The sequence below is a fragment of the Peribacillus sp. V2I11 genome (assembly GCF_030817135.1).
In the GTDB taxonomy this organism is placed as follows: Bacteria; Bacillota; Bacilli; order Bacillales; family DSM-1321; genus Peribacillus; species Peribacillus simplex.
Window position 1 is genome coordinate 3,531,823 of the sequence record NZ_JAUSYW010000001.1, and the last position, 21,770, is coordinate 3,553,592.

General features: G+C 43.0%; 16 protein-coding genes and 1 pseudogene. 9 read left to right on the forward strand and 8 right to left on the reverse strand.

Going from position 1 to position 21,770, the window contains the following annotated elements; genetic code table 11:
• Positions 1-84 precede the first annotated feature (84 nt).
• A complete protein-coding gene (locus QFZ73_RS17230; protein ID WP_307268609.1) occupies positions 85-711 on the reverse strand; it encodes a LysE family transporter in 627 nt (208 codons plus the stop codon).
• A gap of 515 nt (positions 712-1,226) precedes the next feature.
• On the opposite strand from QFZ73_RS17230, the gene QFZ73_RS17235 reads away from it, so the two are divergent.
• The 3 genes and pseudogenes from QFZ73_RS17235 to QFZ73_RS17245 all read left to right on the forward strand — a co-directional run bounded on the left by QFZ73_RS17235 (position 1,227) and on the right by QFZ73_RS17245 (position 4,760).
• On the forward strand, positions 1,227-2,459 hold the full coding sequence (locus QFZ73_RS17235) for an MFS transporter (RefSeq protein ID WP_251432750.1): 1,233 nt from the start codon (positions 1,227-1,229) through the stop codon (positions 2,457-2,459).
• 126 nt (positions 2,460-2,585) lie between these two features.
• A pseudogene (locus tag QFZ73_RS17240) lies at positions 2,586-3,216 on the forward strand (LysE family transporter).
• Between the two features lie 206 nt (positions 3,217-3,422).
• The gene (locus QFZ73_RS17245) at positions 3,423-4,760 is read left to right on the forward strand and encodes an amino acid permease (protein ID WP_307272864.1); all 1,338 of its coding nucleotides are present in this window, start codon (positions 3,423-3,425) and stop codon (positions 4,758-4,760) included.
• 46 nt (positions 4,761-4,806) lie between these two features.
• Here QFZ73_RS17245 and QFZ73_RS17250 read toward each other — a convergent pair whose 3' ends face one another.
• Both QFZ73_RS17250 and QFZ73_RS17255 read right to left on the reverse strand, forming a co-directional pair.
• Positions 4,807-6,480, reverse strand: coding sequence for a ribonuclease J (locus tag QFZ73_RS17250; protein WP_307268616.1), 1,674 nt, complete (start codon positions 6,478-6,480; stop codon positions 4,807-4,809).
• Positions 6,481-6,615: 135 nt separating this feature from the next.
• Positions 6,616-7,512, reverse strand: coding sequence for a TetR/AcrR family transcriptional regulator (locus QFZ73_RS17255; RefSeq protein WP_251432770.1), 897 nt, complete (start codon positions 7,510-7,512; stop codon positions 6,616-6,618).
• A gap of 258 nt (positions 7,513-7,770) precedes the next feature.
• Here QFZ73_RS17255 and QFZ73_RS17260 point away from each other — a divergent pair, with 258 nt between their 5' ends.
• On the forward strand, positions 7,771-9,219 hold the full coding sequence (locus QFZ73_RS17260; protein ID WP_307272867.1) for a DHA2 family efflux MFS transporter permease subunit: 1,449 nt from the start codon (positions 7,771-7,773) through the stop codon (positions 9,217-9,219).
• A gap of 223 nt (positions 9,220-9,442) precedes the next feature.
• Here the strand turns inward: QFZ73_RS17260 and QFZ73_RS17265 are convergent, their stop codons facing one another.
• Positions 9,443-11,446: a YhgE/Pip domain-containing protein gene (locus QFZ73_RS17265; RefSeq protein WP_307268619.1), complete on the reverse strand. Its 2,004-nt coding sequence runs from the start codon at positions 11,444-11,446 to the stop codon at positions 9,443-9,445.
• Between the two features lie 121 nt (positions 11,447-11,567).
• Between QFZ73_RS17265 and QFZ73_RS17270 the strand changes: the two genes are divergently transcribed.
• Both QFZ73_RS17270 and QFZ73_RS17275 read left to right on the forward strand, forming a co-directional pair.
• Complete coding sequence (locus tag QFZ73_RS17270) at positions 11,568-12,470, forward strand: LysR family transcriptional regulator (RefSeq protein ID WP_307268623.1); 903 nt, start codon at positions 11,568-11,570, stop codon at positions 12,468-12,470.
• A gap of 163 nt (positions 12,471-12,633) precedes the next feature.
• Positions 12,634-13,323 (forward strand): alpha/beta fold hydrolase, encoded by a 690-nt coding sequence (locus QFZ73_RS17275; protein ID WP_307268626.1) that lies wholly within the window; start codon positions 12,634-12,636, stop codon positions 13,321-13,323.
• Positions 13,324-13,376: 53 nt separating this feature from the next.
• Here QFZ73_RS17275 and QFZ73_RS17280 read toward each other — a convergent pair whose 3' ends face one another.
• Positions 13,377-14,000: a TetR/AcrR family transcriptional regulator gene (locus QFZ73_RS17280; RefSeq protein ID WP_307268629.1), complete on the reverse strand. Its 624-nt coding sequence runs from the start codon at positions 13,998-14,000 to the stop codon at positions 13,377-13,379.
• 190 nt (positions 14,001-14,190) lie between these two features.
• Between QFZ73_RS17280 and QFZ73_RS17285 the strand changes: the two genes are divergently transcribed.
• Positions 14,191-14,949 (forward strand): SDR family oxidoreductase, encoded by a 759-nt coding sequence (locus QFZ73_RS17285; protein WP_251432779.1) that lies wholly within the window; start codon positions 14,191-14,193, stop codon positions 14,947-14,949.
• Between the two features lie 393 nt (positions 14,950-15,342).
• Here QFZ73_RS17285 and QFZ73_RS17290 read toward each other — a convergent pair whose 3' ends face one another.
• From QFZ73_RS17290 to QFZ73_RS17300, 3 genes are all read right to left on the reverse strand, one after another.
• A complete protein-coding gene (locus tag QFZ73_RS17290) occupies positions 15,343-16,044 on the reverse strand; it encodes a FadR/GntR family transcriptional regulator (protein WP_063232459.1) in 702 nt (233 codons plus the stop codon).
• 161 nt (positions 16,045-16,205) lie between these two features.
• Entirely contained in the window at positions 16,206-17,564 is a 1,359-nt protein-coding gene (gudD, locus tag QFZ73_RS17295) for a glucarate dehydratase (RefSeq protein WP_307268637.1), read from the reverse strand.
• A 30-nt stretch (positions 17,565-17,594) separates the two neighbouring features.
• Positions 17,595-18,956, reverse strand: coding sequence for an MFS transporter (locus QFZ73_RS17300; RefSeq protein ID WP_251432800.1), 1,362 nt, complete (start codon positions 18,954-18,956; stop codon positions 17,595-17,597).
• Between the two features lie 317 nt (positions 18,957-19,273).
• Between QFZ73_RS17300 and kdgD the strand changes: the two genes are divergently transcribed.
• Together kdgD and gucD are read left to right on the forward strand one after the other, a co-directional pair.
• A complete protein-coding gene (kdgD, locus tag QFZ73_RS17305; RefSeq protein WP_307268641.1) occupies positions 19,274-20,206 on the forward strand; it encodes a 5-dehydro-4-deoxyglucarate dehydratase in 933 nt (310 codons plus the stop codon).
• 17 nt (positions 20,207-20,223) lie between these two features.
• Positions 20,224-21,687 (forward strand): alpha-ketoglutaric semialdehyde dehydrogenase GucD, encoded by a 1,464-nt coding sequence (gene gucD / locus QFZ73_RS17310; RefSeq protein ID WP_251432806.1) that lies wholly within the window; start codon positions 20,224-20,226, stop codon positions 21,685-21,687.
• Positions 21,688-21,770 lie beyond the last annotated feature (83 nt).

The window sequence follows — 21,770 nt, forward strand, 5'->3', positions numbered from 1 at the left end:
GTAAGAAATTTATTGTGAATTCACGAGTAAAGCACCCATACTCACGAGTAAATCCCTGAAACTCATGAGTAAATGCTTAAATCTTTATGTAAATAAAACCTTGGCTGCTTGGATGGCAAAGTAAATGCCAATCCCTATAAGGGATATACCCGAAATGATCGAGATGCCCATTAGAATGGGTTTGGATAATAAGCGTCTGAAGGTGCTGGCGATGATGGCCATAGCGAAATCCCAGACTAAGAGGCCGATAAGGATTCCTGAACTGTATAAAAGTAAATGATCCATATCATATTTTGAAGCGGAGTTTGCGAGAATGGACCCATAAATCCCCAGCCAAAACAAAATGGATAAAGGATTCGAAAGGGACATGATGAATCCTGTCAGGAATGAAGAAAAAAGGGAATCTTTCGCTTTTCGTGCATTCACTTCTATCTTACCTGCACTAAGCAGACTTTCGATTCCGGTATAGGTCAGGACGAAAAATCCAAAAAGCCATAAAAATGTCTTCATGAAGGAGTTGTCCAAAAAGTGGACGACACCGAAAAAGACGAGGGCTATAAAAACAAAATCCGCTAAAATGGCACCCCAGCCAAAAACCCAGGCATGCCAAAAACCCTTCTTGATTCCTTTGTCCAATTGGGCAGCGTTTATGGGACCGATAGGAGCCGCCAGTGATAAGCCTAATAATACATAGCTGAAAAAAACACCCAAATCATCACCTCATCGTTTGTTACATCTTCGCTTATTTGAATGTATTCAAACAATTGGACTTGTACCACCTTTTTAGTCCTTTTTTGAGTGGATATGGTGAATCGTGGTCCGGTTAGCTGCTTATGGATGTACCTGGTCGTGACCTGGATGTTTTTGTAACAACACAGAAAAGTCCAAGGGAGACCCTGCAGACGCAAAAAACGCCTGGGGCGGACCTTCCGCGGAAAGCGAGGGCCTGGAGGCACGTTCGAAATTTACAAACTCCCAAAAACATTGTTGGCAAAATCAATTATTATCGAGTTTGTCTACAGTCTGACCCATTCTTAAAACATAATGTTGTTTTTTGTTGTAAAGGACATAAGGGGTAATTTTGGGTAAAGTGCTACTGAATAAATCTTTAAGCGCTTTAACATAATAATTTAAGACATCTAAAAAATGATGCAAAACAAATTGGGTTCACAAATGGTTACCTTTTATGCAATAAGTTGCTTTTATAATGGATGAGGAGTGTAAGTATGGAAGGTCATGAGAAGCAAAATAAAGATGTAAGCGTGTGGTGCCTGATCAGCATGGCATCGATTCCATTGGTGATGACACTTGGAAATTCTATGCTTATCCCGGTTTTGCCCATTTTCGAGGATAAGGTGGGGATATCTTCATTTCAATCCAGTATGGTGATAACAAGCTATTCCGTTGCATCCATTTTTTTAATTCCTATAGCTGGCTATTTATCAGATCGATTCGGACGGAAAATGGTGATCCTGCCAAGCCTGATCCTAGCCCTTATTGGTGGCTTGGTCGCTGGTTATGCTTCATGGAAAATGGAAAATCCCTATACCTGGATCATCATGGGTAGGGTATTGCAAGGGATCGGTGCGTCTGGTGCCTCGCCGATCATTTTGCCTCTGGTGGGGGACCTATACAAGGATGATGATGAAAAAACGAGTTCTTGTTTGGGTATCATAGAAACCTCGAATACATTTGGGAAAGTACTAAGTCCCATATTGGGTTCCCTGTTTGCTGCATTTATCTGGTTTTTACCATTCTTCTCGATTTCATTCTTCAGTTTAATATCTATTGTCTTGGTCTTTTTCTTTATAAAGGTGCCAAAGGAGAAGGATGATCCGAAGAAATTCAAAGAATTCTGGCATGATACGAAAAAAATATTCAAGCAGGAAGGAAAATGGTTATATACGGTTTTCCTTATTGGTGTATTTGTCATGTTGGTTTTGTTTGGTGTTCTTTTCTTTTTGTCTGACAATCTTGAGAAAATCCATGATTTGCATGGAATCAAAAAAGGTTTAGTGATAGCGGTCCCGCTGTTTTTCCTTTGCATTTCTTCTTATGTTGCAGGGAAAAAAATCAAGGGTGAATTACCAATCATGAAAAAGATCATCATGATCAGTTTAGCTGTCCTTTCAATCAGCCTTGTATTTGTCGGTTTTACAAAAAACAGGATTTTCCTTTTATTACTTGTAACGAGTTTGGTGGGCATAGCAATTGGTGCGTTATTGCCGACACTCGACGCAATCATCACTCAAAATATAAAAAAGGAACAGCGGGGGACGATAACCTCCTTCTACATGTCATCAAGGTTCATCGGAGTTGCGGCAGGCCCACCGGTCATGTCCCTTGTCATGAAAAATCATATCAATTTGACCTATATCATTTCAGGGATCATTGGCATAGGCATCGTCTTGATTGTTTTGAAATTCATAAGTTCAGACAAAAAAGAAGCTGCTGCCTAATAGGCTTCAATAACATACCAAAAAGCCGGGCTTTCCCACGGATTTTTTTGTATGGGGTTATAGGCCGGGGGTTGTCACATAAAATGTACAAGTCATGAACTAGCTCGAAGGAGTGATGCATTTTGAGTGTACATTTTACTGCTGAGTTTCTTTTTCTTAGGACTTACCCTTGCAGCACCGATCGGTCCTGTGAATTCCGCTCGTATCGATAAAGGAATCAAGAACGGGTTTTGGCATGCCTGGATCGTTGGGACAGGGTCGATGATTGCTGATGCCTTGTTCATGATTTTAGTGTATGTAGGTATGGTGCGGTTTTTTAGAAATTCCGATCGTCCAGATCTTTCTATGGCTTTTTGGCGGATTTGTGCTTATGTATTCTGGGGCCGAAAGTGTTTTGCGTGTTAATACGATAACATTAAATCAATACAGGAATAGGCATTCTTTAATTTCCTGTTTTTTGACTGGGTTCATCATGTCAGTGACCAGCCCATTATCCATTTTATTTTGGTTGGGGATATATGGATCTGTTTTAGCTAAAACGGCTTCAAGTTATGGGACTTCCCAACTATTCATCTATAGCGGGATGATCTTCCTGGGTCTTACCTGCTGGGATTTTTTTGTAGCGGGATTAACGAATGGATTTCGCAGGTTCTTAAATGAAAAAAGCTTAATGGCCATTTCCATCATCTCTGGATTATCATTGATAGGCTTTGGGTTTTATTTTGCTTATCAAGGCATTTCTGCCATCTTACCATAAAGCTTAAAACATTACATATCACTTCATTTTTTATTATATATTTGATTTAACATCTGGAAAACTTCTTCCTTGCATAATTCATTGTGGCCTTATCAACACTATGAATGATGGAAGGGGGTAATGTTATGACAACAAAAGCCAATTGCAGTTCAGCGAAGGGAAAGGCCGTTCAAGATTCCAATGCATCGGGTGAACAACAAGGCGATATGAAATGGTGGCAGCTATCATTGGTCGGTGTAGGCTGTACGATCGGTACAGGGTATTTCCTTGGATCGTCCATAGGGATTAAAACGACGGGGCCGTCTATTGTATTTTCATTTGTATTGGCTGCACTAGGTACTTACATCGTTTATAATCTGCTTGCTAAGATGACGGCTGCCGATCCTCAAGAGGGTTCTTTTTGTTATTATGCCAATAAAGCATTTGGACGATGGGCCGGCTTTAGCTGTGGCTGGAATTATTGGTCCTCCAATATATTGATCATGGGAAGTCAGCTTACTGCGCTTTCGCTATTATCGCAATTTTGGTTCCCAAAAGTACCGCTGTGGCTATTTGCATCCGGTTTTGCAATTGTTTCAATCGTGGTGGTATTGCTGGGAACAAAAGGGTTCGATAGAGTGGAAAACATCCTTGCGGTAATTAAGACAGCAGCGATCGTAATGTTTATCATTATTGCAATATGTGCCATTTTCGGCTGGTTTGGACTTGATGGAGGGAAACCGCCCTCATTTCCGAATACGTACAATGAATTATTCCCGAAAGGGCTAAAAGGGTTTTGGACATCCCTTATCTATGCTTTTTATGCGTTTGGCGGGATTGAAGTCATTGGACTGATGGCGATGCAGCTTAAAAAGAAAGAAGATGCGCCAAAGGCAGGGACGATCATGCTCTTGGTTCTTACCATTATATATGTCGTTTCATTGGGGTTAGCCGTAACCATGATTTCGTTAGGGGCATTCAGTGAAAAAGAAAGCCCATTCGTTTCGGCATTGGACAGTTATCACCTGACATTTTTTCCGCACGTTTTTAATGGTGCGATCATCATTGCCGGTTTCTCGACGATGACCGCCTCACTATTTGGTGTAACCAATCTATTGGTAACACTTTCCAATGATGGGAATGCACCCGCATTATTCATGCAAAAGATCAAGAAATTCAAGGACCTTCCACTGCCCTCACTGGGTCTTGGAGCCTTAGGACTTTTAGGATCGATCATCACTGCCTTGCTCCTGCCAGGCAAGATATATGAATACATTACAACATCTGCTGGAATATTACTTTTGTATAACTGGGCATTCATCATTCTTTCTTCATTCAAAATCTTGGAAAATAAGATGTGGAGTAAGATTACGGCCGTTTTCGGAATTCTTTTAATTTTAGCCGCGGTCAGTGGCACCCTGCTTGAAAAAGAGATACGTCCAGGGTTCTTCATCAGCCTTTTATTCATTGTGATCATCGGTCTTGCTGCCGTTTTCATGAAGTTCAAGGTTTGGAATAAGAACAAGGCGATGGCCGCCAAAGCCAGTAAATCAGGTCTTGATTAAAAAAAGGAACTCGACTATACGAAGTCGAGTTCCTTTCATTTTGGCGCTAAATTTCAATGATTATCGGAAGGATCATTGGCTTTTTCTTCGTTTGATTAAAGAGATATTGCCCCAGTTCCTTCTTTATGGTTTGTTTAATGATGTTCCACCGGTATATTTTTTCACTTTGTAAGTCGTTGACCGTTTTCGTGACAAGACGATTAACATGCCTGAGGAGGTCCTCTGAATTTTGAACATATACAAATCCACGGGAAATGGTATCGGGTCCTGATACTATTTTTCTTTCCGTCTTGCTTATTGTTATGACGATTACGATCATTCCATCTTCGGAAAGCTGCTTCCGGTCCCGCAGTACGATTTCTCCAACATCACCAACGCCCACTCCGTCAACAAAGGTATTGCCGGCAGCCACCTTTCTCGTTTGACGGGCAACGGAGTTTTCAATATCCACCACATCGCCATTATTGATGATGAAAGTATGGTCCTTCTCCACCCCGACAGACTCAGCCAGTAATCGATGCTGGTGCAACATCCGGTACTCACCGTGAATGGGGATGAAATATTTAGGTTTCATCAGGGTAAGCATGAGCTTTAACTCTTCCTGATAGGCATGTCCGGAAACATGCATGCCCGTTACTGTCCCAGAACCGTAAATGACTTTGGCACCCAGTTGAAACAGGTTGTCGATGATACGTGAAACATCCCGTTCATTTCCGGGTATTGGAGTGGAGGCAAGAATCACTGTATCATCAGGTAATATGCTCATATCCCGATAATTCGAACTGGATAGGCGGGAAAGGGCCGCAAACGGCTCTCCTTGACTTCCTGTACATAAAACCGCGATCCTTTCAGGAGCATAACTATCCACTTCTTGTGGTTGGATAAGCATCCCATCAGGAACCTCGAGGTAGCCGCGTTCAATGGCAACGGATACCACGTTCACCATGCTACGCCCAATCAGGGCGAGTTTCCGGTTTGTCTTCTGTGCAGCGTTCACAACTTGTTGAACGCGATTGACATTGGAAGCGAAGGTCGAAAGAATGACTTTCTGTTTTGCCTGCATGAAGGCCTCTTCAATATGGCTGCCAACCAGATGCTCCGAGGGACTTGAGCCGGGACGTTCTGCGTTCGTGCTTTCGGATAATAAAACCAAGACACCTTCACTCCCGATTTTGGCCATTTTATGAATATCGGGATATTGATCATTCATGGGGGTCAAGTCAAACTTAAAGTCCCCTGTATGAACGACCGTGCCTTCTGGCGTATGCATGGTGACTCCAAGGCAATCGGGTATACTATGGTTCGTTTTGAAAAAGTCCAGAACCATCTCCCCAAATTCCAACCTTGAATCCGAATCGATCTGGATTAATTCCGTATCACCCAAAAGGTTATGTTCTTTTAACTTCAATTCAATCAAACCAAGTGTTAAACGTGTAGCATAAATGGGTACATTCAATTTTTTCAAGAAATAAGGGATACCGCCAATATGGTCTTCATGCCCATGAGTCACAACCAAAGCGCGGATCTTCTCCTTATTCTCCTGAAGAAAGGAAATATCAGGAATGATTAAATCGACTCCCAATAAACTTTCATCAGGAAACTTTGCACCACAGTCAATAATGACGATATCGTCAGAATATTGAATCACATACATGTTTTTTCCTATTTCATTCACTCCGCCCAGAGCCAGTATGGACAAAGCATTCTCTTTCACACTCAAGTGGATAGACCTCCCTTTATTATGATAAGGATAGTGTTTCCTTAGGTCCCTTTTATAAAACCAATTCTTTTTATAAAATCAGATGCAATTCAAAAAACACCTACCGTTTTCGGTAGGTGCGTGTGTCTTCAATCCTCATCCGTTCAAGCAAGAATTGATGCTTTCCTCAAAGGGCTCAAAGTATGCTTGGACCTGTGATGCATAACTAGTCTTCAAAGTGAGCAGCAAACTTTCTATCAGAAATTTTCGCGGCTTGTCGGATTGCATCAGCTCATCTTGGATAAAATCTACCAATTCAATGGCTCTTGTTCGATCTTCATCGCAAGGAAAAGCTTTGTTTATCGCCTTTTTCAATTCCGTGGTGGAATGAAGCAAATCATTATGGCAAGGATCAAGGTGGTTTGTAAAGTTTGGAAACCACGAATCCATTAGTTCCGGATCAATGATCTGTTCCCCGCTATCAGCCACTTCATGGACTAAATGGACAATGCGGTTCATGCAATAGCGGATAATTTGTATGTCCGGTGTACCGGCGGGATTAGCACGATAACTAAAATGATTCATGTGGGTCATCATCGAATGAAAGATAATGACGCTATCTAATAGATAGGGTTTTTTGCTTTCCCCGAATATATCGAGAAAACGGTTATACATCCAGCGTATGCTCAACAATAGCGTCTGATTGATGAATTGTTTTAATTCCTCATCGTTGGATACACGGACTTCTTCGATCAGGATAAGCAATTTGCTTTGCTTGTTCACCATCATCTGCAGTTCGAGCTGCCGGATGAAAATTTCAATATCGGAGGAATCTTGACCAATCAACAGTTTTTCCCGTTCATGGCGAATCTTTGTATAGAAGGAACGGAAAATGGCTATAAATAATTCACCTTTCGAAGGGAAATAATTATAAAATGTACCTTTTGATATACCGCTGCCATCTAGAATGTCCTGGATGGACGTAGCTTGGTAGCCCTTGTCAATGAACAGCTTATGAGCCGTATCGATGACATTCTGCCTTCGATTATTCATCAATATCACCTAATTTTCATTATACTGCTTGTATAAATGTAATCGTACTCTATTTTTCGTCACAGCACAAACCCTTATTTAAACCAGTAAATTTTTATTGCAAAAAATGAACTAGGGGTATATTATTGATTTTGTGAGATTGGAATATACCGCTCGTCTAATTAAATGAACCAATAGTTTGAATGGAGGAATAGATAAAAAGTGAGTACTGCACAAACAAATGAGAAAAAGGGATCGTATGGCATTTTGGCCATACTGATGGTCGGGGCGTTTATAGCGATACTGAATTCAACCCTTTTAAATATTGCACTGCCATCAATCAAAACGGACCTGGGAATCGAGACTTCCACAGTTCAATGGCTGACGACGGGCTATATGCTCGTGAACGGAATCATGATTCCGACAACAGCCTTCTTAATAAGAAAATATTCGGTACGTAATTTGTTCCTGACAGCCATGCTCCTATTCTCAATCGGGACGATCGTTGCAGGTGTAGCGCATGCATTCCCGCTATTATTGAGCGCACGTATGGTTCAGGCAGCAGGTTCCGCAATTATGATGCCGTTATTAATGAACGTGCTTTTAACTGCATTCCCTGTTGAAAAACGGGGCTCGGCAATGGGATTATTCGGTTTAGTCATGATGTTTGCCCCTGCAATCGGGCCGACACTTTCAGGCTGGATCATCGAACATTATGATTGGAGAATGCTATTCCACTTCATTACTCCGCTAGCTTTATTGGTGCTTATTCTCGGCTTCTTTAAACTTAAAGACAAAAAGGAAAAAGTCGATATTAAAATTGATAAATTATCGGTCATTCTTTCAAGCTTAGGCTTTGGCGGCTTGCTTTATGGATTCAGCTCGGCAGGCAGCAAAGGTTGGGATAGCCCTTGGGTATATGGAACATTGATTGTCGGTGCCATTTCCCTGATCCTTTTCATTACACGCCAGCTTAAAATGGAAACACCGATGCTTGAATTCAAGATCTTCAAACATCCGATGTTCGCCTTATCTGCAACGATTTCAATCGTGTTGAATATGGCGATGTTCTCGGCGATGATCTTAATGCCGATGTATACACAAACGGTCCGTGGCATTTCACCATTCGATTCAGGATTATTGATGCTGCCCGGTGCACTATTGATGGCCCTCATGTCACCGATTACCGGTAAGCTCTTCGATAAATTCGGTGCGCGCATACTTGCTTCAACCGGTTTGTTTATCACTGTGGTGACGACGTATTTCTTCAGTAAATTAACAATGGATACTTCTTATGCACATATTGTGATTCTGTATTCCGTCCGTTTATTCGGTTTGTCCATGGCCATGATGCCGATCATGACAAATGGATTGAACTCGCTGCCAGCCCGTATGAACCCGCATGGTACAGCGATGAATAACACGCTGAACCAAATCTCCGGGGCGATCGGTACAGCATTGCTTGTTACGGTCATGTCAAACCATGCCGCTTCTTCCGGTGAGGATTTAATGACCAAAGCAATGAGCAAACTAACAAGCCAGCCCACTGCGGAGATGATGGAACAACTGCAGGCCCAGATCGGGATGCAGGCGATGCTGGATGGAATTAACTTCTCCTTCTTTGTATCCACCTTCATTGCTGCTGTGGCACTGATTTTGACATTATTCATTAAGCGCGCATGGCCGGCTGAAGAAAAACCAGCTATGAAAAAAGATCAAACCGCTTAAATGAAACAAGAATAAGCCCTTGCCACCTGAATAGTCAGGCAGCATAGGGCTTTTTCTTTTAACTTCAGCCGATTTTGTTTGGTCTACCACCGATTTAAGGCCCGGAACGGAATTTAATTCAGGTAATAGCGGAATAATTTTACCCATCCATCAGTATGTTTTACCCGGTGATTTTCACTTGTATACAAAAAAGGGCAGTGCCATTTGCACTGCCCTTTTTACATCAAGATGTCACTTCTTCTGAAGTTATTTTTGCATGCTGAATATGACTGGCCATCCAGCCAATGATCGCTGCAGAAGCAAGATAGGCTAGTAAGATCCAAATCTGAGTCTGCAAGTTTTCCCAGCCTCCTAATGAGATGACCTCTTGAAGTTCCTTCAGTGAGTGGGCCATAGGTAAAAGTTGACCGATTTTCGTCAATAATGACATGCCCAGTTCGCCTGGGAATGTTCCGCCGCAGGTAGCCAATTGGAATACGAGAAGGGTCACGGCTGCGAATTTGCCCACCACTCCGAATACGGTCACCAACATAAGGATGAACGTCATGAAGGTAAATGAAACGATGATGCTTGATAGAATGAATACAGGGACACTGGCTACATGTAAATGGAATCCAAGAAGGACGACTGCATCCACTAGAAGTGCCTGAATCAAGCCGATTACATATACCAGCATTAATTTATTCGTGAAATGAACGGTTCCGGTAACCTTAAGATTCTGCCTGCGGCCAAGCGGCAAGATATTGGAAGCCATGATGCCGCCTACATAAAAGGCCAATGACAGAAAATAAGGAGCAATCCCGGTTCCGTAGTTAGGTACTTCAGATAAATTGGATTGGACCAATTGTACGGGTTCAGAGAACATCGAAGTTGTCGAATCGTCGTACTGAAGACTGGCCGTTTTATCGGCAGCTTCGTTAAGCTTGGTGGATAACTTGCTTGAACCCGTTTCCAGTGAAGCCAGTCCGTCTTGAAGTTCCGTCGATCCACTGGCTAGCTGGCTGCTTCCGCCGGCTAGCGAATCGATTCCGGCATGTAAAGTGGAGTAACCATTTTTCCATTTAAATAATCCATTCGCCAATTCTTCAGAACCCTCGTTTAATTGCTTAGCACCCGAGGTAGCTTGTGCCATTTTATCACCAAAGGCATTCATCCCGGTTTGAACGGTTTCTTGTCCATCCGCCACTTTGGCAGCACCTTCGCCCAATTGCTTTTGACTGGCATGTAAAGTGGTGGCTGCTTTGGATAAACCTTCTGATAGGACAACGATTTGCTTGAAGTCTTGATCCTTTATTGCATCAGGATGACTTTTCATATAGGCATCCAATTGTTTCTCAAGAGTATTCGCTGTATCGGCAGCCTGTTCTTGCCCTTGCATCAATTTTGCATTTCCGGCTGACCAGTTCTCAACACCCTTGCTTACTTCATTCATCCCATTTTCCAATGAGTCATGTCCATCCGATAGCTGCTTCATGCCGGAATACAAGTTGTGGGAACCTGATGTTAATCCTTTCGCACCATCCGTTAAGGCTTCTTGTCCATCCAGGAGCTTGGTGCTTCCTGTTTGCAGTTTCTGGGCGCCATCATTCAAATCCTGAATGCCAACATTCAATTTCTCACTGCCGCTTTTCGCATCCGCCGTTCCTTGATGAAGCTCTTCCGCTCCATCCCCGGCATCCGCCAAGCCATTAGAAACGTCCTGGAATTTTGAAAGGATGCCTTCAGAATAGACTTTCGTAATGCTTGCGTTGATTTTTGCAGTCATCTTTTCAACAGCAGTAGAGCTGATTTGTGAGGCAACGAAGTTCTTACCTGGATTGACGGAATACAAAAGTTTAGCTCTTTCCGGTTTTTTATCCAGTAAAGTCGTGACATTTTCCGAAAAATCATCCGGAATCGTGACTACCATATAATAGGTACCTTCTTCAAGACCCGTATTAGCCTCCTTTGCCGTGACAAAGTGAAAGTCCAATTCTTTCTGCTTTTTCAATTGTTCAACGAAATCATCTCCAGCCTCGACTGGCTTATCGTCCATTTCCGAACCTTTATCGAGATTGACCACTGCAACAGGGAGCTGATCCAACTTTCCATAAGGGTTCCAATATCCTGCCAAGAAGAAACCTGAGTAAATCAATGGAACGACCAAAAGGAAAATCAAGGCGATTCTCCCATGTTTATGTTTCCACATTGCTTTTATATCTTGAAATACAAGTTGTAAACCTTTCATTATTTGAGCCTGCCCTTTCTAACTAAGAGATTATTTCATCATAATGGCTTTTTAAGATACTGTATAATACATAATTGATTATGTAATAATAGATTAAAATCTATGTGAAAAGAGTGGGAAAATGGAAATATTACAGCTGCAGTACTTTCAAACCGTAGCACGACTGGAACATATGACGAAGGCTGCGGAACAACTTCAGATTGCTCAGCCATCCCTCAGTAAAACCATATCCCGGCTTGAAGAGGATTTGGGAGTCTCACTGTTCGATAGGGAACACCGGAAAATCAAGCTCAATGCAGCCGGACGAATTTTCTTGAACCGGGTCGAACGCGCTTTTGCAGAACTGAATGAAGGAAGGCGCGAAATAGTGGAATTAACAGATCAAGACCAAAAGAACATCACCTTGGCCGTTAGCATTCCCAGGGTCCTGCCTGATTTATTGGGTACATTTTTATCTCAATACCCGGATGTCCGTTTTCAACAATTCCTAAAATCCATATCATCCATGAAACAGCTTCTAATTGAAGGAGAAATCGATTATTGCATTTCTTCCGTTCCGATTGAAGGACCAGACTTAAAGTGGGAACCGCTGATCACCGAAGAAATATACTTGATCGTTCCTCCCAATCACCGACTGGCAGGCAGGGAAAGCATTCAACTCCAAGAAGTGAAAGATGAACCATTCATCAGTATGAATACAGGCTTCGGGTTCCGCAGCCTAACCGACCAATTTTGCCTCGAAGCGGGATTCGTCCAGCACATCGCATTCGAAGGAGATGAACCGGCTGTCATATCGGACCTTGTCAGGAAAGGATTGGGGGTCGCCTTCGTATCCGAATTGACATGGCTCCATCAAACCGGGTCATTATCCCATAAAATCCGGATAACCGAACCTGCTTGTCAAAGAACAATAGGGCTCGGCTGGTCAGAAAAACGCTACTTCACCCCAGTAGCCAAGCAATTTCGGTTATTTGTCATGGACTACTTCGCTGCCGCCAACTCCGCTAGGACAAAGGATGAATAAATGTTGTAAAGGCCAAAATAGTCGGAATAAATCGCTGTTAGGACGAATAAATGGGTGAAGGCATAAAAAGTATAATTTCATTATAGGGAACATAGTATTCTAGGAGGTTTTTATTAAATGGATCGGGTTCAAAATGACGAATCCGATCCTAGGAGATGAATGGATGGAAATACGGGTTAATCAAATTAAGTTGAATGGACTCACGTTTCAATATCGGGAGAGCGGGGATGTTTCTGCACCACCGCTTGTTGTTCTTCACTCTCTGGGGAAAAGTGCAGAATCATGGGATCAAGTGGCTGCCGCATTAGGAGAAAATCATCGTGTTTTAGCTTTAGATCAACGGGGCCACGGTGGGAGTGCGAGAACTGATACATACACTTTTGAATGGATGTGTGATGATTTGCTTCATTTTGCGGATGCGCTTAATTTGGAAAGGTTTTCACTAATAGGGCATTCCATGGGGGGAACGGTTTCCTATCTTTTCTCGCAAACTTTTCCTTCGAGGATAGATAGGTTGATTGTCGAAGACACGCCTCCTCCTTTTTCGGAAAAAACCATGGAGGTTCCTCCCAGACCTTCTGGCCCCCTGCCGTTTGATTGGCAGGTTGTGCCTTCGATTCTACAGCAGCTTAATGAACCCAATCCCGAATGGTGGGCGCGTCTTACCGATATTATGATGCCGACGCTTGTTATAGGGGGCGGGTCGAGCCATATTCCCCAAAACAAATTGCAGGAGGTTTCCGAGCTTATTCCAAATTGCGAATTGGTGACGATAGAGGATGCCGGACACTTTGTGCATGAAGATAATTTACCAGCTTTCTTGTCTGCCGTAAAAAGGTTCCTTATTTGCTGAGCATTCCAAAAGGAACATGGAAATGGAGGAGGGTTGCCAAAGCATCCCTCTTATTACTGCTGGGCATCTTTAAATGTATGGTTTATTTTATAGACGGCATTTACCGATTTATTATTAATGATTTCCAGTAACTGTTCAGCCATATAGCCTGCGCTGTATTTAAAGCCTGTGTTGACCCATTCGATGATCATGCCTAATATCGCATATGCTTGGTAACTGGAGGCAAGTTCTTTATTGATCTTAGGGTTCGGCCGGTAATCTTCTAGGTCCTCTAATGGAAGTTTCTTTAATTCATTACAAATCCTTTCTAGTAATGTAGGCCATGCATTCGACTTTAGGATGAGGGTATAAATGTTTGCATAGTTAGCTACATGTTCAAATATCTTGATTACTGAAGCCGTCAGTTCATTGATGGTGAAGGTTTCAACGTTTTTATAAGGTTCCCGGTAAGATATGATCAAATCGGCAATCACATCCTCCATGACCTCTTCGAGCAGTTCCTCTTTGTACTGATAGTGTTTATAAAATGTACCCCGATTAAGGTCGGCGAGTTCTACAATGTCAGTAATCGATATCTCCCTGAAATCCTTATTTTGCATTAATGATATGAGGGACTCTTTCAAAGCCATTTTCGATTTCCTGATCCTTCTATCAATCCCAGTGTTATTATTGGACATTTTCTTCACCCTTTGTTCGTTATTGTACTTTTAATAAACATAATTAACCCTTCGTGTTCATTGTTCAACATCGAGGTCATCATTTGCTGATTGTATAAGCCTACTGAAACTAATTATACTATAAAGGAAGTTAGTTAATGAACATCTGTACAATAAGTAACACTTCACTAGAATGAATGGGGGAGTTTAAATGAAATTACAAGACAAGGTTGCAGTAGTGACAGGCGCAGCATCAGGCATGGGGAAGCAAATTGCTATAGATTATGCTAGAGAAGGGGCTAAAGTCGTCGTATCGGATTTAAATCTTGATGGTGCGAACGCGACGGTAGAAGAAATAAAAGCGAATGGCGGAATGGCCTTTGCCATTAAAACGAACGTAGCGGTGGAAGAAGATATTCAACATTTGATCGATACCACGGTCAGTACGTATGGTACGGTGGATATTTTGGTGAATAACGCGGGTATCATGGATGGCATGGAACCTGCTGGAGACGTTGAGGATTCTAGATGGGATCGGATTTTTGCAATTAACACGACAAGCGTCATGCGTTCGACTAGAAAGGTATTGCCAATCTTTTTAGAAAAACAAAAAGGAGTCATCATCAATATTGCTTCTGCTGGCGGTTTATATGGTGCTCGTGCAGGCGCAGCTTACACTGCCTCAAAACACGCAGTGGTTGGTTTCACAAAAAACACAGGCTTCATGTATGCCAATAAAGGGATTCGCTGCAATGCAATAGCACCAGGCGGAGTTGAAACCAATATTGGTTCCAGCATGACGAATATCAATGAGTTCGGCATCTCTCGCCAACAATTGGGTATGGCTATCAATCCACGCAACGGCAAACCTGAAGAAATCGCCAAAGTGGCTTTGTTCCTTGCTTCAGACGATTCCAGTTTTGTTAATGGTACTGTCATCACGGCAGATGCAGGTTGGAGTGCATATTAAGCCGTAGATTAAAAAGAGGATGGTCAAAAACTTGGTGACTTGTACTTTTGCATTCCTGCTAGTAAGCAGGGATGCATTTTTTTTTGAGTGGATCCTTGGCAGGTTCATTGGATGGGGATTTTGGTTAGCCAGACATTTGCAAGAGGAGGGTTTCGACATCATTCGGGAGTCCTGACATTGTCATTTCAATCGAACTGGATAAGTGGGGGCTGGATAGTTCAACTACTATCCAGTTTTTCTCAAAAAGAATTATGCTATCAATTGGATTTAAAAGATGAGTTGAACTCTGAAATCTTGGAAGCAAAATTGGTTCCCTGAAAAAATCCACTTTCCCTATGAAATTGGATCATTGAGTGATCCATTAGTTTGCTGCGATACCTCTCAAACGATATTTTAATTTGCGTGAGAATATTGAAGGACTTTCTGACGGACGTAATCAAGGTGCTTGTACATTTGGCTGAATGCTTCATGTGGATCATGTGCTGCAAGTGCCGCATAGATGGCTTTATGATACTTTACGGTCAGTTCCCGTTCTCTGAATTGAATCAGGCTATTTATCTTATTATGGGTAATCAATAAGGAATCGATCATGCCTTCAATAATCGGATTGTTCGCACTTAAAGCAATGATCTTGTGGAATTCTTTATCGGCCTCTCCATAATCGTTGTCTTCACTATTGGCAATCGTGTCAATCGTGACTTGCAGTTTCTCCAGTTGTTCGTCTGTGATCTTCTCGGCGGCCATCGTTACTAATCCCAACTCCAATGCCATTCGCGCTTCGATGATCGCTGGTAAATTATCAGTGGCCAGGGCCAGCATGACAGAGAATGGATGGGTACCGATTTTATCGTTAAAAAAGGTTCCTTCACGCGTTTTCCGTGTAATGACCCCTAGTGTATCAAGTGCACTGAGCGCCTCCCGTAAAACCGGCCGGCTTACTTCAAGTTCTTTCATAAGTTCCATTTCAGGAGGCAGTTTGTCGCCCGCTTTCATTTGTCCGCTGACGAGCAGATGGACAATTTGATCCACGACTTGTTGTGAAAGAGTGTTGCGGTGTACCGATTGTACGCCTAATTTCTTTGACGATTCTTCCATTGTGTAACCCCTTTTCTGTGAAATCCTATATGTATTCCTACTGTAAGACTAATTATATAATATAATACACTTATTTGCATGTGAGGATGAGAAGGTCAATGTCCAAAAAAAGTAAAATGCGCCGCTCTAAAGAGAGAGGCGCACGCATTGCTGGAAATAAATCATCTGACAAGGCAAGGTGATTTTGGATCAAATTTCCATCCGGAAATCAGGTATTGCATAGCCATTGAATCATCACGGGCACCAAGTCCTTTTCGTTTATAAAGTTGATGTGCCTTTTCGATTTGTTCCATATCCAATTCAATTCCTAGTCCGGGTTTGGAAGGGACATCGACCATCCCGCCGACAATTTTAAAAGGTTCTTTTGTCAAACGCTGTCCATCCTGCCAAATCCAGTGGGTATCGATCGCAGTGATTTTTCCTGGTGCGGCCGCTGCAACGTGTGTAAACATCGCAAGTGAAATGTCAAAGTGATTATTGGAGTGTGATCCCCATGTCAATCCCCATTCGTTGCACATTTGAGCAACACGGACGGAGCCTTGCATCGTCCAAAAATGCGGATCGGCAAGAGGAATGTCCACGGATTGAAGTTGAATGGAGTGCCCCATTTGCCTCCAGTCCGTTGCAATCATATTCGTAGCGGTGGGAAGGCCCGTTGCGCGCCTGAATTCCGTCATGATTTCCCGGGCGGAAAAACCATTTTCCGCTCCGCATGGATCTTCCGCATAGGCTAAAACATGATGTTGATCCCGGCAAAGTTTAATCGCATCCTCAAGGAGCCAGCCGCCATTTGGATCAAGTGTGATCCTGGCTTCAGGGAAGCGTTCAGCAAGTGCCGTCACCGCTTCGATTTCTTCTTCCCCGCGCAAAACCCCGCCTTTCAATTTAAAATCATTGAATCCATAGCGAGAGTGGGCGGCTTCTGCCAAGCGGACAATCGATTCGGGTGTGAGCGCTTCCACATGACGGAGGCGAATCCAGTCATCTTCCGCTTCAGGTTCGCTTATATAACCAAGATCTGTTTTATTGCGGTCACCTACATAAAATAAGTAGCCCAGCATTTCCACCTTATCTCTCTGTTGTCCTTCGCCGAGAAGGGCTGCGACTGGAACACCTAAATATTGGCCAACTAAATCCAGAAGTGCCGCTTCCAATGCTGTTACGGCATGTATGGCAATACGGAGATCGAACGTTTGAAGGCCGCGCCCTCCTGCATCCCGGTCCGCAAACTGCTTACGGATTGTATTTAGAATGTTGTTGTAAGTTCCAATGGACTGGCCGACAACCAATTGTTTGGCATCTTCGAGTGTCTGGCGAATTTTTTCGCCTCCAGGAACTTCACCTACACCCGTATTACCCGCATTGTCTTTTAGAATCACAATGTTCCGAGTGAAATAAGGAGCATGGGCACCGCTCAAGTTCAGAAGCATCCCGTCATGGCCCGCAACTGGAATAACGCTCATTTCTGAAATTACCGGTGTGCCGATTTTTACATTATCCTTAAGCAATTGATTGTTCATAATTTTCCCCCTACTAGAATATTTAGTTGACTATGATTTTAACTCTACACGTTTAATTTCACCAACTAGGAATAAATAGCTGCAAACCGCGACAAGAGCATTAGCACATACGAAGACTAGCGCCCCATTGAATGACCCTGTCGTGGCAATGATGTATCCGATGATAATCGGTGTTGTAATGCCGGCAATGTTACCGAATGTGTTGAAAAGCCCGCCACTGACACCGGACATTTCTTTTGGTGAGGTATCGGCCACTACCGCCCAGCCGAGTGCCCCAAATCCTTTACCGAAAAACGCAAGGGCCATAACGAATATGACAATCCATTCCGTATCTACATAATTTGCAGCTACCAAGCTCATCGATAGAAGCATCCCGACAACAATTGGCACTTTTCGGGCGACAGTCAATGAGAATCCCTTCCGTAACAGGAAGTCCGAGAATGTCCCTCCGAGAATGCCGCCAAAAAATCCACAAATGGCTGGAAGGGAAGCGACTAATCCAACTTCAAGAATGGTCATGCCTCTTTCTTGTACAAGGTACACAGGAAACCATGTCAGGAAAAAGTACGTTAACGTTGTAATGCAATATTGTCCGAGATAAACACCCAGCAGCATACGGTTTGATAATAGCTGCTTAATATGATTCCAGTTGACGCCTTTCTTTTCCTCCTTATTTGTAGTGGTTTGATCCATATTGATCAAAGCGCCGCCCGCTTCGATATATTCAAGCTCAGCTTCGTTGATGCGAGGATGTTCCTTTGGACCATAAATCGTTTTCATCCAGATGAAAGCAACGATGATTCCCAAAGCGCCCATAAAGAAGAAGACGTATTCCCAACCGAATTTATACGTAATGTAACCCATGATCGGTGCAAAGAGAACGGTTGCAAAATACTGGGCGGAATTGAAAGTGGCAGCCGCGGTTCCTCGTTCATGGCTTGGGAACCAGGTAGCAACGATTCGGCTGTTGGCCGGGAAGGAAGGGGCTTCTGCCAATCCAACTAAAAAACGCAGTCCGAACAATACCAGGACAGCTGTTCCGGCAGAACCGAAAAAACCGAGAAACCCTTGTAAAAGCGTAAAGGTGGACCATAACGTGATACTCCAAAAGTAAACTCTTTTTGAGCCAAAACGGTCTAAAAGCCATCCACCTGGAATTTGTCCAGCTACATAAGACCAAGCGAAGGCGGAGAAAACATAGCCCATCATGACTGAATCGAGACCAAGCTGACCAGACATGTCCGTCCCCGCAATTGATAGCGTCGCACGATCCGCATAATTCAGGGCGGTAACCATAAAGAGCATGAAGACAATGAACCATCGTGTCCGTGTTTTTTTCTGGGCATTTGGCAGTTTAGGAGTTGCTTGAAAAACTTTTTCTTCAGCGTTCATATACTCACTTCCTTAAAAGTATTTAATTATATTTTTCATTTGATACCGCTTACAACGTTAGCGCTTCCTCCTTTGTGAAAATTCATAATATTTAGTTTTGTCCAATGGTAAGACAAATGAAATTGTTTGTCAATGGCTTTTTTTATAAATCGTTTTTCATTTCAGCTCCTTAATTATCTTGTTTTTTTGTATATATTAGAAGCTAAATTATTGAGGGATCAAATAATGCTTGATTTTTCAGAAAATAAAAAAATACAATTGACCATTCGGTGTATTTGTCTTACAATAAAACAATAATACACAAGGAGGAATAGAAAATGAATAAAATTCGCCAGGCACCTAAAGGGATTCTCGGATTTCCCGTGGCACCATTCACAACAAGTAATAAGCTTGATGAACAAGCACTCGCCCAAAATATCCAATTTTTGATAGATGAGGGACTCGAGGCCATTTTCGTGGCATGTGCAGCAGCAGAATATCCATCGTTAAGTAAAGAGGAATATGAAGCGATGGTAGAGGTAGCCGTATCCGTCACGGCTGGAAAAGTCCCTGTATACACAGGGGTAGGAGGCAATATTCAAACTTCTCTGGAACTTGCCAGAATATCAGCGGATAGAGGGGCAGATGGTTATTTAATATTACCTCCATATCTCGTTACTGGAGAACAGGCAGGTCTGGCGGCTTATTTCAAAGCCATCGCAGAGAGTACAGACTTAAATTCAATAGTATATCAGCGTGATAATGTGTCACTTTCAATTTCAACTTTGGAAGCGCTCGCAGAGGTCCCTCAGGTGGTCGGCGTCAAAGACGGTCTAGGCAATATGGAGTTGAATGGACTCCTGACACAAACCTTCGGAAAACGTTTCGGCTGGCTGAACGGAATGCCGCTTGCGGAAGTTACCATGTCGGCCTACGTTCCACTTGGCTTTGACTCATATTCATCTGCGATATCAAATTACATCCCGCACATCTCACGGAAATTCTATTATGGCATTTTGAGTGGAGATCAAGAAACGGTCAATGAAATTTACCAACAGGTCATTATGCCAATCAACAACATTCGCCGTCAGCGAAAAGGATATGCCGTCTCTCTCATTAAAGCAGGTATGGAGATTATGGGAATGCCGGTTGGGCAAACAGTCAGATTACCAATACTTCCGGTTGAAAAGGAACATTATGCAGAAATGCAAACGATATTAGAGCGTGCCTTAGATCGTTTTCCAAAAGAAACATCAATTCAATCAATCTAATAAGGGTGGGATTATATATGATAACTACAGTTCAAACAAAAACGTATCTTAACTATATTAACGGTGAATGGGTTGCTTCCATTTCAAATGAAGTTGAAAAAAGTTTAAACCCGGCAGATAAACAGGCAATTGTCGGATATGTACAGAAATCAACCAAGGATGACTTGAACCTGGCTGTGGAAGCTGCGAAAAAGGCAAAAGAAAAATGGCGCAAATTAGCTGGTTCAGAGCGCGGGGAGTATCTATATAAAGTAGCGCAAATTCTTGAAAAGCGGATTGATGAAATCGCAGAATGTGCAACAAGGGAAATGGGAAAGACATTTGCTGAAACAAAAGGGGAAACGGCACGCGGCATTGCGATCCTGAAATATTATGCAGGAGAAGGAATGCGTAAAGTGGGGGATGTCATTCCATCCACCGACAGTTCAGCGCTTATGTTCACTACGCGCGTCCCGCTTGGTGTAGTGGGCGTCATAACACCTTGGAATTTCCCAATCGCCATCCCAATCTGGAAGATGGCTCCTGCTCTCGTATATGGGAATACGATTGTGGTCAAACCAGCTACCGAGACGGCCATCACCTGTGCGAAGATCATGGAGTGTTTTGAAGAAGCCGGTTTACCGGCGGGTGTTGTCAATATGGTCACAGGGCCGGGCAGTGTCATAGGGCAGGGCATCGCCGATCACGAAGATGTAAACGGCATTACCTTTACTGGCTCAAACGGAGTTGGAAAAAGGATTGGACAAGCGGCGTTAGCACGCGGAGCGAAATACCAGCTTGAAATGGGCGGGAAAAACCCGGTAATCGTTGCAGCGGATGCGGATCTTAATCTGGCTGTAGAAGCAGTCATTACAGGTGCGTTTCGCTCAACGGGGCAAAAATGTACCGCGACAAGCCGTGTCATCGTTGCAGCTGAAGTTTATGAAGAGTTCAAGGGGTTGCTGGTGAAAGAAACGAAAGGCATTTCCATCGGGGATGGATTGGACAGCGGGACATGGATGGGACCATGTGCTAGCGAAAATCAATTAAATACGGTTCTTTCCTATATCGAAAAAGGAGTGGAGGAAGGCGCTACACTTCTAATTGGCGGAAAGCGTGCTGAAGAAGGCCCTCAGGCAAATGGCTTTTATGTAGAGCCTACGATCTTTGATAACTGCACGTCAGATATGACAATTGTACAGGAAGAAATCTTTGGTCCGGTAATCGCTTTATTGAAAGCTGATTCAGTTGAAGAAGCCCTGCAACTTGCGAACAGCGTGGAATACGGCCTTAGTGCTTCGATTTTTACAGCCAATATCCAACATTTGCTTTCATTTGTTAACGATATGGAAGCGGGATTGATCAGGGTTAACGCTGAGAGCGCAGGCGTTGAATTACAGGCGCCATTTGGCGGCATGAAAAACTCCAGCTCCCACTCCAGGGAACAAGGAGAAGCAGCAAAAGAGTTTTTTACATCCATTAAAACGGTGTTTGTAAAATAAGGGAAAAAAAAGTTATTTTAGCTGAAAATAACCGGCCCGTGTATCTTTAGTGGTGTCTGTTTGCTTTATTAGAATGAAGGAGT